We start from the raw sequence: 16,800 nt of genomic DNA, 5'->3' as shown, positions 1-16,800 counted from the left end.
GGGTGTCCTATGGCATCGGCGGAACGAGTTCAAAGATCTCGGAATCCGCCTGGTCCGGCAAGCGCGCATTCAGCTTGTGAAACTGCTGTTGGCTGCGGTCGACGTAATCGAGGATCTCAAGATAGCGGCGGATATTCTGCACATAGATCACCGGTTCGCCACCCCGGGCGTAGCCATGGCGGGTCTTGCTGTGCCATTGGCTTTCCTGCAGGAGCGGTAACGCGTCGCGAACATCTCGCCAGTGATCCGGGTTGCCACCCCGCATCCGGGCAATATCACGGGCGTCGTAGAGGTGCCCGAGGCCGACGTTGTAGGCCGCCAGGGCCATGTAGAGTCTGTCGTCGCCGCGAATCGAGTCAGGCAGACGTTCCTCGATGCTGCGCAAGTAGCGGGCGCCTCCCTCGATGCTTTGGGCCGCGTCCAGGCGATTGGCCACGCCGACTTCCTCGGCGGTGGCATTGGTCAGCATCATCAGGCCGCGGACGCCGGTGGGTGACGTTGCTTCCGGGTCCCAATGGGACTCCTGATACCCCACAGCTGCCAGCAGCTTCCAGTCAAAGTGCTGCTCTCTTGCCGCCTGCTTGAACAGTTCATCGTAGCGGGGCAGGCGCTGGTTGACGTGGTGGATGAAGACCCGGGCACCGACATACTCGAGATAGTCATCGTGGCCGAAGTAGCGGCTGACAAGAAGGTCCAGCTCACCGCTGTCCTGCAAATCCTCTAGAAAGGCGTTGGCCTGTTCGACCAGGGCCAGACCGTCCAGGGAGGCAAAGGCCCAGGCCATGGTGACCGGCTGGCCGACATCGAAGCCATCTTCCACCTCAGGGAAGAACAGTCGGTTGAGCCGGAACTGGTGGGCATAGACCACCGCAGCGTCCAGATCGCCATCTTCGACTCGGCGCAGCAGGGCGGCGATTTCCAGGTCCTCCGCCTCCTTCCAGCTGAGCTGGGGACGACGCTGCTGCAGTTCGTGCATGACGCGACTGATACCGGTGCCCTTGGCGATGCCGATGTTCAGTTCGAGCAGATCATCAAGCTCGTCTGGCGGTGGCAGGTCACGCCGGTAGACGACCATGGGCTGCATCGACAGAATCGGACGCGAGAACATCAGCCCCGGTGCCAGCGGGTCCAGCGGCAGCGCGGCGGCGCCCAAGTCTCCCTGATCACGCACCGCGTCGAGGACGCTTTGCACGTGGTGATCATCGCTGAGGTTCAGGCTGACCCCGAGGCGATCGGCGAAACGCCGCATCAACTCGTACTCGAACCCTGTGGGCCCTTGGCGTCCCTCGTAGTAAGTGAAGGGGGTGTTGCGGGTGTGCACCGTGATGAAGTCGCGCTCCAGCACTCGCTGCAGCGTGACGTCGGAGGGGGGCACGGGCGGTCTGGGCCAGCATGCGAGAACCAGGCCCAGGCCGATGGTGACAAGGGTGCGCAGGTGTCGCGCGTGACGTAAACCGTCCTTCATCTTAAGACATCGCTGGCCGTGGAGCGCCCACCTTACCCAGCCCCTGCGAAACTGTCATCCGCGACGATTTCTCGCACCCGCCGGTTTCCAGTATCATATGCCGTCTCGCCCGCCGCGGCCCCTTCTTTTATCGCTGACCTTCAGAGGCTCCTGGATATGCTCGAACTGCGCGGAGCGCCCGCCCTGTCCAACTTCCGTCACGCCAAGCTGCTGGCTCAACTGCGTGCATCCGTCCCCGAGATCGAGGCACTGCACGCCGAGTACGTGCACTTTGCCGATGTGGGGGAGGAGCTCAACGCTGACGAGCAGGCCCTGCTGTCACGGTTGCTCGACTACGGTCCGGCGCAACAGGAATCCGACGTGGAAGGCCTGACGCTGCTGGTGGTGCCGCGGGTTGGCACCCAGTCCCCGTGGTCGTCCAAGGCCACCGACATTGCTCGTAACTGTGGCTTGACCCAGATCAAACGTCTGGAGCGAGGTGTTCGCTACCGCTTGAGCGTCCGCGGTGAGCTCAAGCAAGCACACTTTGATGCCATCGTCGCTGGCCTGCACGATCGCATGACCGAAACCGTGCTGCACGATAGCGCCGACGCGGCGACCCTGTTCGCCCACCACGAGCCGGCTCCGCTCGGCCAGGTTGACATTCTTGAAGGCGGCCGCAGCGCGCTGGAAACCGCCAATCGCGAGCTCGGCCTGGCCCTGGCCGAGGACGAGATCGACTATCTGGTCGACGCCTTTGTCGAGTTGGGGCGTAACCCCAGCGACGTCGAGCTGATGATGTTCGCCCAGGCCAACTCAGAGCACTGCCGTCACAAGATCTTCAACGCCGACTGGCTGATCGACGGTGAAGCCCAGAGCCACTCGCTGTTCAAGATGATCAAGAACACCTATCAGGCCTCGCCTGAGGGGATCTTGTCCGCCTACAGCGACAATGCTGCCGTCATCCAGGGCAGCGAGGCGCGACGTTTCTATCCCACGCCGCTGACCGGCAAGGACGGAGAGCGTGCCAGCTATGGCGGCAAGGTGGAGCCAATCCACATCCTGACCAAGGTCGAGACTCATAACCACCCCACCGCCATCGCCCCGCATCCGGGCGCCGCTACCGGTGCTGGCGGCGAGATTCGCGATGAAGGCGCCACCGGTATCGGCGGCAAGCCCAAGGCGGGCCTGACCGGCTTTACCGTGTCCAACCTGCGTATTCCCGAGTTCGTGCAGCCCTGGGAAGCCTTCGACTACGGCAAGCCCGAGCGGATCGTCACCGCGCTGGACATCATGCTTGAGGGCCCCATCGGTGGCGCCGCCTTCAACAACGAATTTGGGCGTCCCAACCTTACGGGCTACTTCCGTACCTACGAGCAGGACGCCCTGGGCGCCGGCGGTATCGAGCGTCGTGGCTACCACAAGCCGATCATGATCGCTGGCGGTTACGGCAACATCCGTGATGAACACGTTGCCAAGGGCGAGATCCCGGTGGGCGGCAAGCTGATCGTGATGGGCGGCCCGGCCATGCTCATCGGGCTGGGCGGCGGCGCGGCCTCTTCCATGGCCTCGGGCTCATCCAGCTTTGATCTCGACTTCGCTTCGGTCCAGCGCGACAACCCAGAGATCGAGCGACGTGCCCAGGAGGTCATCGACCGCTGTTGGGCCCTGGGTCAAGACAACCCCATCTGCTTCATTCACGACGTGGGCGCCGGTGGACTGTCCAATGCCTTGCCGGAGCTGGTCAAGGATGGCGACCGTGGTGGACTGTTCAGCCTGCGCGAAGTGCCCAACGCCGAGCCGGGCATGAGCCCGCTGGAAATCTGGTGCAACGAGGCCCAGGAGCGCTACGTGCTGGCGGTGGCCCCCGAAGATCTCGAGACCTTCGACGCCCTGTGCAAGCGCGAACGCTGCCCCTACGCGGTGGTCGGTGAAGCGACTGCCGAGCATCATCTGGCCGTGGTGGATGGCCACTTCGATACGCGCCCGGTTGATCTGCCCATGAGCGTTCTGTTCGGCAAACCGCCGAAAATGCAGCGGGAATTCGAGCGCAATAGCCTCGAGCTACCGGGCGTCATGCTCGATAACCTGGACCTTCGCGAAGCCCTGGACCGAGTGCTGCGACTGCCGACGGTGGCGTCCAAAAGCTTCCTGATCACGATCGGCGATCGCTCCATCACCGGACAGGTGGCGCGCGACCAGATGGTGGGTCCGTGGCAGGTGCCGGTGGCCGATGTGGCCGTGACCACCGCCAGCTTTGATACCCATGCCGGTGAAGCCATGGCCATGGGCGAGCGTTCGCCGGTGGCCTTGATCAACCCCGCGGCCAGCGCGCGACTGGCGGTAGCCGAGTCCATCACCAACCTGGCGGCGGCCCCCATCGCCAAGCTGGGCGATATCAAGATGTCCGCCAACTGGATGAGTGCTGCCGACCACGTCGGTGAGAACCAGGCATTGTTCGACGCCGTGCACGCCGTAGGCATGGAGCTGTGCCCGGCGCTGGGTATTGCGGTACCGGTCGGCAAGGATTCGATGTCCATGCGCACGGCCTGGGAGCAGGATGGCGAGCAGAAGGCCGTCACCTCGCCGCTGACCCTGGCGATCACCGGGTTTGCCCCGGTGACCGACGCGATGAAGACGCTGACGCCGCAGATTCGCCTGGATCAGGACGAGAGCGACCTGCTGCTGATCGACCTGGGCGCCGGCCTCAACCGTCTCGGTGGCTCTGCACTGGCTCAGGTCTATGGCCAGGTTGGCAACGATTGTCCTGACCTGGACGATGCCGAGGACCTCAAGGCGTTCTTCAGCGTGATCCAGGGGCTCAACGCCGATGGCCGCCTGTTGGCCTATCATGATCGCAGCGACGGTGGCCTGATCGTCACCCTGCTGGAAATGGCCTTTGCCAGCCGCGCCGGTCTCGAGATCAAGCTGGACTGGTTGATCGATGAAGCCTCCGAGGCGGTCAATGCGCTGTTCAGTGAAGAGCTGGGCGCCGTCATCCAGGTGAGCCGTGAGCACACCGAAGAGGTGCTGGCGCAGTTCGCGGCGGCGGGGATCGAAACCTGCGGCGTCATCGCCCGTCCTCGCTACGACGACCAGATTCGTGTGACGCTGTTCGAGGAGCCGCTGCTCGAGACCACGCGCCAGCTGACTCAGCGTACCTGGTCCGAGACCAGCTATCGTCTGCAGGCCCTGCGTGATAACCCCGAGTGCGCCAAGAACGAGTTCGACAACCTGCTGGATACCCGTGATCCCGGGCTGAGCGCCACGCCTACCTTTGATGTGGACGAGGACATTACGGCGCCCTTCGTCAATCTGGCGCGCCCCCGTGCGGCCATCCTGCGTGAGCAGGGCGTGAACGGGCATCTGGAGATGGCCTGGGCCTTCGACAAGGCCGGTTTCGAGGCCGTCGATGTGCACATGAGCGACCTGCTGGAAGGGCGCGTGGGTCTGGACGAGTTCAAGGGGCTGGCCGCCTGCGGTGGCTTCTCCTACGGCGACGTACTCGGCGCGGGCGGTGGCTGGGCTAAGTCGGTGTTGTTCAACGAGCGCGCTCGCGAGCAGTTTGCCGCCTTCTTTGCCCGTGAGGACAGCTTCTCGCTGGGCGTCTGCAATGGCTGTCAGATGCTGTCGCAGCTCAAGGAACTGATTCCCGGTGCCGAGAGCTGGCCGCGCTTCGTGCGCAATGAGTCGGAGCAGTTCGAGGCCCGTGTGGCCATGGTTCAGGTAGAAAAGACACCGTCGATCCTGCTGGCCGGGATGGAAGGATCGCGACTGCCTATCGCCGTGGCCCATGGTGAGGGGCGTGCCGAGTTCCGCGATAGCGCCCACCTGCGCAGCATGCAGGGCTCGGGGCAGGTGGCATTGCGCTATACCGATAACTACGGCCAGTGCACAACGCGCTACCCGGCCAACCCGAATGGGTCGCCGTCCGGCATCACCGGACTGACGACACCGGATGGCCGCGTCACCATCATGATGCCGCACCCAGAGCGGGTGGTACGCGCCGTGACCAACTCCTGGCGTCCGTCAGAGTGGACCCAGGATGGCGCCTGGCTGCGGTTGTTCCGCAATGCGCGGGTGTGGCTGGGCTGAACCAGGTCCCTCTCAGGACTCAGCGTGTCTGATAGCCCCTGAGACAGCCCCGGTGATAGCCCCTGAGATAGCCCCTGAGATAGCTCCTGTGGTGATAGACCCTGTGATAGCGCCGCCTTCGGGCGGCGTTGTCGTTGCCGGCGATGATGACTCGCAGGAAAGGTTGATGCTTGAGCTTGTGCTGCTACGCAACAGGTGCCAAGTTTGATGCTGCCGATATCGGTCTTTTTCAGATGGAGCTTCCATGTCGCCTCCCACCCAGCGCCGTTTCCATGATCGCCTGAGCGTGACCCTGGCCAACCACGTGGCCAGCGTTCACCTTGAGCGGCCAGATCGTCACAATGCGATGGACCCCCCGATGATCGACGCTCTGCTGGAGGCCCAGCAGTGGCTTGCCGAGCGTGTCGGGGTTCGCGCGGTGGTGCTCAGTGGTGAGGGCGAAAGCTTCTGCTCTGGTCTCGACGTGGCCTCGGTGGTGGCGTCCCCGGAGCGCATCGCCTGGCTGTTGAGCCCGGATGCCCGTGGCATCAACCCCGCTCAGCGTCTGGCGCTGGGCTGGCGCGAGCTGGGCGCACCGGTGGTGGCGGCGCTGCATGGCCATGTCTATGGAGCAGGTCTGCAGATGGCGCTGGGGGCAGATATTCGGATTGTTCATCCCGAGGCGATCCTGGCGTTGCCGGAGATCGAGTGGGGGCTGATGGCGGACATGGGGGTCAGCGTAACCGCCGCCTGGCTGCGCCACGATGTCCTTCAAGACATGATGCTGACCGGGCGTCATCTTGCCGGCGATGAAGCCATGGTGCTGGGCCTGGCGTCGCGCCTGGATGAGGACCCGCGGGATGCTGCGGCTGAACTGGCGGGCGACCTGGCGCGACGCTCGCCCAAGGCGGTGGCCGCCGCGCGCAAGTTGTGGCGGGAAGCCCCCGGTCTCGACCAGCGCGGACGTCTGGCGATGGAGGCCGAGCTTCAGCGCAATCTGCTGGCCGGGCAGGAACAGCGCGAAGCAACCCGTGCTCGCCTGGATGGCAGACCGCCGCGCTTTGACTAGTGCTTTGATTGGGCGCGCGCCAAGCCGCCGTGCCCGCCTGGACGGCAGACCGCCGCGCTTTGCCTAGGGCTGTGACGAGGCGCGGGCCAGATAGCCTCTCCTTGGCGTAGCGCTTGCTGATATTGATACAGGGCCCCGGCGGTGCATCAGCACCGTCGGGGCCCTGTCGTTGTCGCTACCCTCAGCGTTGTCTGTAGGGGGCCTGACTTGGTTACTGCGTGGCCGGCGTCCGGGCCGGTGTGTTCGGGTAGATGCCGAACAGGGTGGCGTAGATCACGGGCAGAATCACCAGGGTCAGCAGTGTCGCCGCCCCCAGGCCGAACACGATGACCACTGCCATGGACGCGAAGAAGGCATCACCGAACAGCGGAATCATGCCCAGCATGGTGGTGATCGCGGCCATGGAGACGGGACGTACCCGGCTGATGGCGGCGGCCATGATCGCATCGAAGGGCGTATCGTGCTCACCCATCTGGATCTTGATTTCCTCTACCAGCACGATGGCGTTCTTGAGCACCATGCCCACCAGGCTGAGGGTGCCGAGCAGCGCCATGAAGGTAAAGGGGGCGTTGAATGCCAGCAGACCGCCGACGATGCCGATGACGGTCAACGGCACGATGGACCAGATCGCCAGCGACTGGCGCAGATTGCCAAACAGCAGCATGGTCAGGATAAACATGCCGAGAATGCCGAGGGGCAGCAGCTTGAACAGCGCTTCCTTGGCATCCCGTGAGGTTTCGTCCTCGCCCCCCCAGCCGAGATGGTAGCCCTCGGGCAATGGGATCGCCTCGATCTTCGGCTGCAGCCTGGCCAGGATATTGGCCGCCGTCTCGCCGGACAGCGGCAGCGGTTCGGCGTACACGGCCAACATGCGTTGACGATCCCGGCGCTTGATCAATGGGTCGTGCAGACGTGTCTGCAGCGGTCCCATGACGGACCCGGCGCTGACGTACTTCTGTTGTTCGGCGCTCCACACATTCAGGCTGGAAAGGTCATTGAGTCCGTAGCGCTGGGAGGCTTCGTCACGCAGCACGATGGGTATCAGGTCAGAGCCCTCGCGGTAGACCCCGGCGACCTGACCGTCATTGTGAATCAGCAGCGCCTGATGCAGGGCTTGGCGGGTGACGCCCACGCGGCGGGCCTGCTGTTCAAGAAAGTCCGGGGTCAGTTCTTCCACTCGATTGCCCCAGGACAGTCGGATGCTGTCGACCAGCGGATCGGCACGGAACACGTCGCTGACCTGGGTAGCCAGGGTACGCAGGGTGTCAGGATCAGGACCGTAGATCCGCGCCTCCAGGCTGGCCTTGGCCGATGGCCCCACCTGCAGAGCCTGGACCTTGTACTGTACCTGGGGGTATTCGTCGCGCAGCAGGGTGATGATGTCGGCCATGCGCTGGGCTCTGCTGTTCAGGTCGTCGGTCTCGACGATCAGCTGGCTGTAGCTGGCGTAGCGGTCCTCCGGCGAATAGGTCAGGGTAAAGCGCTGGGCGCCGCCGCCGATGACACTGGTGACGTGGACCACCTGGTCCATCTTGGCCACCTGGGCCTCCAGCTGCGATGCGATCCGCTCGCTTTCGAGGATATCGCTGCCCTCCGGCATCCACACGTCGACAAAGAACAGCGGAGTGGTGGAGTCGGGAAAGAAGGCATTCTTGATATTGGAGGACAGTGCGAAGGCGCCGACGAGCAAACCGATGCAGGTGGCGATGGTGAGCCAGCGGAAGCGGATGCCCTTGTCGACCAGCCAGCCGAAGATAACGAAGATCAGTCCCCTGTAGGGGTCGCTGTCTGTCTGCTCCGCGTCCGCCGGTGCGTCCTTGAAGAACATGTCGAAAAAGAAAGGCGTCAGCGTCAGGGCGGTCACCCAACTGAGCAGCAGGGAGTAGAACAACACCCAGAACAGTGAACCGACCAGTTCGCCAGTGGCGTCCGGCGACAGACCGATGGGAGCAAAGGCGGTGATGGCGATGGCGGTGGCACCCAGCAGCGGTAGCCAGTTCTGGCCAGCCACTTCCTTGGCCGCTGCGAGCTTGCTCTTGCCCTTGCCAAGGCCTATCAGCATGCCTTCGGTCACCACGATGGCGTTGTCCACCAGCATGCCCAGCGCGATGATCAGCGCGCCGAGGGAGACCTTCTGCAATTGCAGGCCGTGGGCGGCCATCAGCATCAGCGTGCCGAGGATGGTGATGGTCAGAATCAGCCCCATCAGCAGGCCCGAACGCACGCCCATGAAGATCAGTAGAACGACGATGACGATGCCGACCGATTCCATGAGGTTGATGACGAAGCCGGATACCGCTTCCTTGACCACTTCGGGCTGGTGGTAGACCGGCGTCAGCTCCATGCCCACTGGCAGGCGGGATTCTAGTTCGGCCAGGCGCGCATCCACTGCCTCGCCTACCTTGACCACGTTGACACCGGAAACGAAGGACAGGCCAATGGAGATCGCCGGTTTTCCGTCGGCGTGATAGAGCTGCCCGGGTTGGTCCGTCAGCCCACGCGTCACGGTGGCGATATCGCCCAGGTGTACCGGGTTGGCGTCTGGGCGCCCGATGATCAGATCCTCCAGCGCCTGAACGCTCTTGAACTCGCCGCTAGGCTGCAGTGAGATGATCTTGCCGTCACGACGCACGCTGCCGGCATCGGCCACGGCATTCTGGGCGTTAAGCAGGGCGATCAGTGCATCTGGCGGGATGTTCAGCGCCTGCATCCGCTCGCGGTTGAGCGAGATGGTGACCTGTTCGGGACGGTCGCCGGCAATGACCACCTTCTTGACGCCATCGACCAGGCGCAGCTCCCGCTGCAGGAAGTCGGCCTGGTTCTTCAGGTCATACAGGCTGTAGTCGTCGCCGGACAGGTTGAGCAGCAGACCGTAGACGTCGCTGAAGTCATCTACCACCAGCGACTGGCCGGCGCCGGGTGGCAGGCTGGCCTGGGTATCGCCGATCTTGCGCCTGAGCAGGTCCCAGTATTGGGGCAGGGCGGTACCCTGGACATCGGTGTCGAGCTCCACCGTGATCTGGGATAGGCCCGCACTGTTGACCGTGCTGACCCGCTTGAGGTTGGGGATCTCCTGAATGGCCTTTTCCAGCCGCAGGGTGACTTCTTCTTCGACCTGCTGTGGGGTGGCGCCAGGGTAGGCGGTGCTGACCAGCGCCATGCGGATGGTGAAGTCAGGGAATTCGAGCTGGCCAAGGCCAAGGAAGGAGACCACGCCGCCCACCGATAGCAGCAGGGTGATCATCCAGCTGATGGTCTTGTTGCGTAGAAAATAGCCGATCATGGTCAGAGCCCCGCTTCCTGGACCCAGGGAGTGACCGTCAGCTTGTCACGCATAAGGTGGGCGCCTGCGGTGACCAGCTGATCTCCCGGCTGGAGATCACCGGCAATGAAGACGCCATCGTCATTGGTGGTGTGCACCTCGACCGCGACTGCTTCGACATGGCCTTCGGTCTCGTCGTCGGCCACGTAGCGCCACACCACGGTGTTGTCCGGGGCATCCTCAAGGGTGACGACGGTGCCGAGAGGCACCCGCCACAGGCCCTCGCTGTCCCCGGTCAGGGCGTTGATGTCGATCTCCACCACGGCACTCATGCCCGCCAGAACGTTGACGTCATCGGGGGTGGGCAGGGTCAGCTTGACCTCGTAGCTCAGGGTGCCGCTTGACGCGCGGGAGTCGTGCTCCTTGTAGCGCGCCGGGAAACGGCGTGGATCGTCACCCAGACGCACCCAGGCCAGGGAAGCGTCACGGCTCTGGATATCGCGAATGCGCTCCCGATTGAGGCGGCGCACCTGTTGTTCCGGCAGCTCGAAGGTCACGTCGATATTGCCCGGCTGCTGTAGTACCGCGATGGTCTGCTGGGGGGCGATGACCTGGAAGTTGTCGACGGGAACACTGGCGATGACGCCATCGAAGGGAGCTTTCAGCTCGGTGTAGTCGAGCTGATCCTTGGCCAGGTCGAACTGGGCCTGGGCCGAGAGAAAGGCCGCGCGAGCTTCGTCAAAGGCCGCGCGGCTGATGGCGCCCTTTTCCACCGAGACCTGCATGCGGTGGTAGGTCGCCTGGGCCAGGTCATAGCTGGATTGGGCGTTGGACAGGGCGTTGCGAGCATCACGGTCGTCGAGCAGGGCCACCCGCTCGCCGCTGCTGACGACCTGGCCTGCCTGAACATTCAGCTCCTTGAGTTCGCCGCCAACCCGGAAGGACAGGTCGGTACGCTCTGATGCCTCGACGACACCGGGGTAGGCGCTCATCGAGCTGTTTCCGATCTCGTCCAGGGTCAGTAACTTGACGGGTCGAGTCACCTGCTTGGTCAGGGGAGGCGCTTCTTCGCTGCAGCCGTGCAGCAGCGGTAACCCGGCGATGACGAAACACGTAGCCAGCTGGCGAAAGTGGCGAAGGATCATGAAGGGGTCCTTGGTAAGGGGACAAGGTGGTCGGCGGGAGGTGCCGACATGGATGACGCAGCTGGGCGGGGAGAGCCCGGCTGTCAGCCTGTTGTGACGGGTTACCAAGATGGCGTAGAGTGCACCGCCTTCCTGGTGGGATGACCTGCGGTGGCTCGCGCCGCTGGGCGCCCTGATGGGGACCCTGACGACGCTCATGTCGTGATGCCGGTGGCAGCTTCGCCTTCGATAGCGGCCTTTATCCCTTCGACACGCACGCGCAGGCGCTCCATGCTACGAATCGAACGGGTTAAGTATCCTGCGCTAGATCAAGACATGCCGAACTCGGCAGAGGAGTGTTGCGCGAATGGCGGTAGCTGGTGCGAAATTTGACCAAATAAGCACACCGACACTGCGCCCCTACCAGCAGCAGGCCGTGGCGCAAGTGGTCAGTCACTTTCGTCGCAGCGATGACCCCGCCGTGGTGGTGCTGCCCACGGGCAGTGGCAAGTCACTGGTGATTGCTGAATTGGCACGGCTGGCCAAGGGCCGTGTGCTGGTCCTTGCCCATGTGCGGGAACTGGTGGAACAGAACCACGCCAAGTATCTGGCCTACGGCCTGGAGGCAGATATTTTCAGCGCGGGCCTTGGCCGCAAGGAAAGCGCACGGCAGGTCGTGTTTGGCTCGGTGCAGTCGGTGGTGCGCCATCTGGATGCCGTCAGTGATGAACAGAACGCCCACGGGCCTTTTACCTTGCTGGTGATCGATGAGTGTCACCGGGTGTCGCTGGAGGCCTCGTCTTCCTACCATCGGGTCATTGATCACCTGCGTCAGCGCAACGCGTCGCTCAAGGTGCTGGGCCTGACGGCGACGCCTTATCGGCTGGGGCAGGGATTTCTCTATCATCGTCATCACCATGGCATGGTGCGGGGGGATGAAGACTGCTTCTTTCGCGACTGTGTGTTCGAACAGCCGCTGAGGCTGATGGTACGCCAGGGCTACCTGGCCAAGCCGGTCAAGATTGATGCGGCGGTGGCACGTTACGATTTTTCCCGACTGGTGCCTGGCAGCACCGGTATCTACCGCGAAGAGGACCTGAATCGTGTCGTGGCAGGTCACCGTGCGACGCCTGGCATCATCAGTGAAGTGATGGAGCGCGCTGCCGATCGTCAGGGGGTGATGCTGTTCGCGGCCAGCGTAGCCCACGCTGAGGAAATTCTGGGCTATCTGCCCGCGGCGGACGCCGCCTTGATCACCGGAGCCACCGCTGGGGACGAGCGCACCCGGATCATCGATGCGTTCAAGGCTAAACGCCTCAAGTATCTGGTCAATGTGTCGGTGCTGACCACCGGGTTTGATGCGCCCCATGTGGACCTGATTGCGATCCTGAGGCCTACGGAGTCGGTCGGTCTCTACCAGCAGATCGTCGGCCGCGGCCTGCGTCTGTCACCGGGCAAGCAGGACTGCCTGATCCTGGACTATGCCGGTAATCCTTGGGACCTGTACGCGCCTGAGGTGGGGAGCCCGCGTCCAGACAGCGATAGCGAGCCGGTTCAGGTGGCGTGCCCGCAGTGCGGACATGCCAACCTTTTCTGGGGAAAGCGCGATGGCGAACTGGTGATCGAGCACTTCGGTCGGCGCTGTCAGGGGCTGGTCGATGCCCAGGGGCAGGCGTTGACGCAGGCGGAGCCAGGTGCAAGACAGTGCGATTTCCGCTTCCGCTTCAAGACCTGCGGCGACTGCGGCGCAGAGAACGATATTGCGGCGCGACGCTGCCATGGGTGTCAGGCGTTGCTGGTGGATGCCGATGACAAGCTGCGCGACGCGCTCAAGCTGAAGGATGCCAGAGTGCTCCGAGTCTCGGGCATGCAGCTTGAGGCGACCACCAACGGTCGTGGCCTGCCTCGGCTCAAGGTCACCTATCACGACGAAGATGGCGCCAGTCTGTCGGAGTGGTTCGCGCTGGAAACGCCGGCACAGCGCAGGGCCTTTACGGCGATCTTTTTGCGTGATCACGCCCGTGCACCTGGGGTAGAACTGGCGCCGTCGACGCCGCAGCAGGTCTGCGACGATCAGCACCGGCTGAGAGCGCCGGACTTTGTGGTAGGGCGCAAGGTGGGGCGGCACTGGCAGATTCGCGAGAAATTATTCGACTACCGTGGTCGCTACCGCACCGCCGACAGCGCGCAGTAGTGCAGTAGTGCAGTAGTGCAAAAGTGCAAAAGTGCAAGAGTGCAAGAGTGCAAAAGTGCAAGAGTGCAAAAGCGCAGGCAGCGCGGAGCATGCGCTGTCGTCTGCAGCCAGGCAACGACCGTCCCTGTCGTCGAGGCTCGAGGCCATTGAGCAGACGCTTCAGGGCATCGGTCTCGGCTTAGCCAGAACGCGCAGAGCTTGATAAACTGGGCGATCGGTAAAGCAGCGGTAGTTCTTTCATGTCGGTCTCACATCGGGGCCAGATCCAACGCGACCAGGTTCACGTGTGTGAGTGATTTGCCGACAACCAGCGAGAACGATGCCGGGGGGGAGGATGCTTCCTCAGCGAACACGGCGTCTGCGCCGACCCAGGTGCAGGCATTGGGCCGGCTGTTTGATGAGCCGATCACCGAATTACCCGAAGATCTCTACATTCCCCCCGAGGCGCTGCGGGTGTTTCTCGAGGCGTTCGAGGGACCGCTTGATCTGCTGCTTTATCTGATTCGCCGCCAGAATCTCGACATCTTGTCGATCAATGTTGCCGCCATTACCCATCAGTACATCGAGTATGTCGAGCTGATGAAGGCCATGGAGATCGAGCTGGCGGGCGAGTACCTGCTGATGGCGGCGATGCTGGCCGAGATCAAGTCGCGCACCCTGCTGCCGCGGCCGCCGAAGAGTGAAGACGGCGATGAAGACGAAGATCCTCGTGCCGAGCTGATTCGGCGCCTGCAGGAATACGAGCGGCTCAAGCTGGCGGCCGAAGCGTTGGCCGAGCTTCCGCGGATAGGTCGCGACTGGTTTCCGGCCCGAGCGGTACTGCCTCCGGTGGAGTCGCGGATCATCCACCCCGAGGTGGAACTCGACGAATTGCTGGGTGCCCTGGCGGGTATCCTGCGTCGCGCCGAACTCAACCAGGCGCACCAGATCGAGAGCGAGGTGCTGTCCACCCGCGAGCGCATGCTGGCCATCATGGAGCGCCTGACCCATGAGCACTACACGCCCTTCGAGGCCTTGTTCTCGCTGGAGGAGGGCCGGGCCGGAGTGGTGGTCACCTTCATGGCGATCCTTGAGCTGGCCAAGGAAGCGATGATCGAAATTGTGCAGAATGCGCCGATGTCACCGATCCACGTTCGAGCGAGACTGGCCGGCGACGAGGAAGAAGACCCCTACGAGGCGCTCGACGATGACGGCGAAAGCGCGTTCGATGTCGAGCCATTCGCGGAAGGGGGGGTGGAAGATGAGATGCTGGACGGCGACATATCCGGCCAGGAGAGTTTGGACGATGGGCACGGTGATGCCTACGATGAGTCTGCACCAGCCTCCACCGGAGAGGGGTTGAGCGAGGGAGACAAGCCCGCATGAGCGTGATGGAAACGCCCGATGCGCTGGACGAGATCGTCGAGGCAGCGCTGTTGGCTGCCGGTCAGCCGCTGGCGCTGGACCGGCTTGAGCAGCTGTTTGACGATCATGAGCGTCCGACCAGACGACGTCTCAAGGAAGCGCTCGAGCGTCTGACCGAGCGCCACGTCAGTGGTGCCATGGAGCTGATCGAGACCGCTTCGGGATACCAGCTGCGGATTCGTCCGCGCCTGGCGAACTGGGTGGCGAGGCTGTGGGACGAGCGGCCTCAGCGATATTCCCGCGCCCTGCTGGAAACGCTGGCGCTGATTGCCTACCGTCAGCCGGTCACCCGCGGCGATATTGAAGAGGTGCGCGGCGTGACCGTAAGCGGTTCGATCATGCGGACGTTGCTGGATCGTGGCTGGATTCGTGTGGTGGGACACCGGGATGTACCGGGCCGTCCGGCGGTCTACGCCACCACCCGCAGCTTCCTTGATGACTTCGGCCTCAAGACGCTGGATGAACTGCCGCCAATGCATGAGCTAAAGCAGTTCGAGGAATTTGATACCGAGGATGAGCCGCCTCCGCCACCTCCCGCGCTGCTGTCCCAGGCCGACGAGCCTGTGGAGGATGACCTCCAGGAGGGCCTTCAGGATAACCTTCAGGAAGGCCAAGGACGGGATGAGGCAGACATCCCTCACCAGAACGCTGGGACGGCTGAGGGGGCGGCAGGCGATCAAACCGAGGCGCCCATTGAGGGCGCCGACACGACGGCCGGGATGGCCGACGAGCAGCACGCCGGGAAGGCGTCCGAGCGGGCAGGGCTGAGCTTCGCCGATCTTGAAGCCAGGCTGTCCGAACGCGCCCGGGGCCGCGTCGACGATGACACTGCCTCGGGGGTGGAACCCACAGAAAGCGAGAACGATGAATGACGACCACCAGCGAAAAACTGCAAAAGGTGCTGGCCCGTGCCGGCCTGGGATCCCGCCGCGAGATGGAGACCGCGATCTCCGATGGACGGGTCAAGGTCAATGGCTCGGTGGCGACTCTGGGTGATCGGGTCGAGGACCGCGATAGAGTCAGCTTTGATGATCGGCCGATTACCTTGCGCGCGGCTGATGAGGTGCCGCGTCGGGTGATCATGTACAACAAGCCGGAGGGTGAGCTGTGCACGCGCAAGGATCCGGAGGGGCGTCGTACCGTGTTCGACCGGTTGCCGCGTCTCAAGGGAGAGCGCTGGATTGCCATCGGGCGACTCGACATCAACACCAGCGGCTTGCTGCTGTTCACCACTGACGGCGAGCTGGCCAACCGCTTGATGCACCCTTCCACCGAGGTCGAACGCGAATACGCGGTTCGCGTCATGGGGGAGGTCAAGCGCGAGCATGTCGTGGCCATGGTCGACGGCGTGATGCTGGAAGATGGCCCGGCACGCTTCACCGACGTGCAGGAGTTCGGCGGTGAGGGCATCAATACCTGGTTCCATGTGGTGATCATGGAAGGGCGTAACCGTGAGGTCAGACGCTTGTGGGAGTCGCAAGGCCTCACCGTGAGTCGCCTCAAGCGTGTGCGCTACGGCAACATCTTCCTCGACAAGCGCGCCAAGGCCGGAGAGTGGGTGGAGCTGTCCCAGGACGAGGTGGACGATCTTGCCAGCGTGGCGGGACTTGAGTCGCGCAAGGTGCCTGAGCTGACCCCTGATGAAAAGAACCGTTGGAGCCGTGACAAGCACAAGCGCCGTCCGGTACAGACCATGAAGCGTGGTGGCAAGCCTACCCGCAAGGGCTGATGCGCAAGGGCTGATGTTTGTGGCGCGAAGGCAAGCCCGGACCTGGGCCGGGTGCAGCGTCGAGGTGCCCCACGGATATGCCCCGAGGGACAAGAAAACGCAGGTAATGAAAAAAAGGCTTGCGTCTAAAGGGGCATATCCGTAATATCTGCACCCGTTCGGAAGGGTCGTTAGCTCAGTTGGTAGAGCAGTTGGCTTTTAACCAATTGGTCGTAGGTTCGAATCCTACACGACCCACCAACCGAACCTGTGCATGGTCAGGCTGATTGCCTCCATGATTGGGTCGTTAGCTCAGTTGGTAGAGCAGTTGGCTTTTAACCAATTGGTCGTAGGTTCGAATCCTACACGACCCACCAGTTTCGCGGCCCTCGCTCTTCGGAGCGGGGGCCGTTTTTGTTGGGTATTCATGACGCTGCACGCTGGCGTAGGGCCACGGCCCGTTGCCGTCAGGCCCGCCAGACCGAGACACACCGGTGTGCTGGCGTCATTCCTTGGTCAGC

Annotated in this window: 9 protein-coding genes and 2 tRNA genes; 8 read left to right on the top strand and 3 right to left on the bottom strand. The window is 63.3% G+C overall.

The window, feature by feature from the left end; translation table 11 throughout:
- Window positions 1-7: 7 nt before the first annotated feature.
- The gene (gene mltF / locus KUW18_RS02805) at window positions 8-1,465 is read right to left on the bottom strand and encodes a membrane-bound lytic murein transglycosylase MltF (protein ID WP_206940059.1); all 1,458 of its coding nucleotides are present in this window, start codon (window positions 1,463-1,465) and stop codon (window positions 8-10) included.
- 156 nt (window positions 1,466-1,621) lie between these two features.
- On the opposite strand from mltF, the gene purL reads away from it, so the two are divergent.
- Entirely contained in the window at window positions 1,622-5,539 is a 3,918-nt protein-coding gene (purL, locus tag KUW18_RS02800; RefSeq protein ID WP_222560774.1) for a phosphoribosylformylglycinamidine synthase, read from the top strand.
- A 244-nt stretch (window positions 5,540-5,783) separates the two neighbouring features.
- Window positions 5,784-6,587: a crotonase/enoyl-CoA hydratase family protein gene (locus tag KUW18_RS02795; RefSeq protein WP_222560773.1), complete on the top strand. Its 804-nt coding sequence runs from the start codon at window positions 5,784-5,786 to the stop codon at window positions 6,585-6,587.
- Window positions 6,588-6,798: 211 nt separating this feature from the next.
- On the opposite strand, the gene KUW18_RS02790 is transcribed toward KUW18_RS02795, so the two are convergent.
- Both KUW18_RS02790 and KUW18_RS02785 read right to left on the bottom strand, forming a co-directional pair.
- Entirely contained in the window at window positions 6,799-9,870 is a 3,072-nt protein-coding gene (locus KUW18_RS02790; RefSeq protein ID WP_222560772.1) for an efflux RND transporter permease subunit, read from the bottom strand.
- Window positions 9,871-9,872: 2 nt separating this feature from the next.
- Entirely contained in the window at window positions 9,873-10,994 is a 1,122-nt protein-coding gene (locus tag KUW18_RS02785; RefSeq protein ID WP_222483446.1) for an efflux RND transporter periplasmic adaptor subunit, read from the bottom strand.
- Between the two features lie 346 nt (window positions 10,995-11,340).
- Between KUW18_RS02785 and KUW18_RS02780 the strand changes: the two genes are divergently transcribed.
- The 6 genes from KUW18_RS02780 (at window position 11,341) to KUW18_RS02755 (ending at window position 16,656) form a co-directional block, all read left to right on the top strand.
- Window positions 11,341-13,167, top strand: coding sequence for a DEAD/DEAH box helicase (locus KUW18_RS02780; RefSeq protein WP_222237122.1), 1,827 nt, complete (start codon window positions 11,341-11,343; stop codon window positions 13,165-13,167).
- 372 nt (window positions 13,168-13,539) lie between these two features.
- Window positions 13,540-14,532: a segregation and condensation protein A gene (locus KUW18_RS02775; RefSeq protein ID WP_222560819.1), complete on the top strand. Its 993-nt coding sequence runs from the start codon at window positions 13,540-13,542 to the stop codon at window positions 14,530-14,532.
- Window positions 14,529-15,443, top strand: a complete 915-nt coding sequence (gene scpB / locus KUW18_RS02770) for an SMC-Scp complex subunit ScpB (protein ID WP_222483449.1) — start codon at window positions 14,529-14,531, stop codon at window positions 15,441-15,443. Before KUW18_RS02775 ends, scpB begins: the two co-directional genes overlap by 4 nt.
- Complete coding sequence (gene rluB / locus KUW18_RS02765; RefSeq protein WP_222560771.1) at window positions 15,440-16,300, top strand: 23S rRNA pseudouridine(2605) synthase RluB; 861 nt, start codon at window positions 15,440-15,442, stop codon at window positions 16,298-16,300. Before scpB ends, rluB begins: the two co-directional genes overlap by 4 nt.
- 164 nt (window positions 16,301-16,464) lie before the next feature.
- Window positions 16,465-16,540: transfer RNA gene (locus KUW18_RS02760), tRNA-Lys, on the top strand.
- A 40-nt stretch (window positions 16,541-16,580) separates the two neighbouring features.
- Window positions 16,581-16,656, top strand: a tRNA-Lys gene (locus KUW18_RS02755).
- Window positions 16,657-16,800 lie beyond the last annotated feature (144 nt).

The sequence above is a fragment of the Halomonas sp. DP5Y7-2 genome, assembly GCF_019802025.1.
Taxonomy (GTDB): Bacteria; Pseudomonadota; Gammaproteobacteria; order Pseudomonadales; family Halomonadaceae; genus Halomonas; species Halomonas litopenaei_A.
The sequence above is the reverse complement of the archived record's forward strand: the minus strand, read 5'-3'. Positions and strand labels throughout refer to the sequence as shown.

Excerpts from the sequence above, each read along its gene's own strand:
- mltF (WP_206940059.1), bottom strand. The coding sequence starts at position 1,465 with ATGAAGGACGGTTTACGTCACGCGCGACACCTGCGCACCCTTGTCACC.
- purL (WP_222560774.1), top strand. The coding sequence starts at position 1,622 with ATGCTCGAACTGCGCGGAGCGCCCGCCCTGTCCAACTTCCGTCACGCC.
- KUW18_RS02795 (WP_222560773.1), top strand. The coding sequence starts at position 5,784 with ATGTCGCCTCCCACCCAGCGCCGTTTCCATGATCGCCTGAGCGTGACC.
- KUW18_RS02790 (WP_222560772.1), bottom strand. The coding sequence starts at position 9,870 with ATGATCGGCTATTTTCTACGCAACAAGACCATCAGCTGGATGATCACC.
- KUW18_RS02785 (WP_222483446.1), bottom strand. The coding sequence starts at position 10,994 with ATGATCCTTCGCCACTTTCGCCAGCTGGCTACGTGTTTCGTCATCGCC.
- KUW18_RS02780 (WP_222237122.1), top strand. The coding sequence starts at position 11,341 with ATGGCGGTAGCTGGTGCGAAATTTGACCAAATAAGCACACCGACACTG.
- scpB (WP_222483449.1), top strand. The coding sequence starts at position 14,529 with ATGAGCGTGATGGAAACGCCCGATGCGCTGGACGAGATCGTCGAGGCA.
- rluB (WP_222560771.1), top strand. The coding sequence starts at position 15,440 with ATGACGACCACCAGCGAAAAACTGCAAAAGGTGCTGGCCCGTGCCGGC.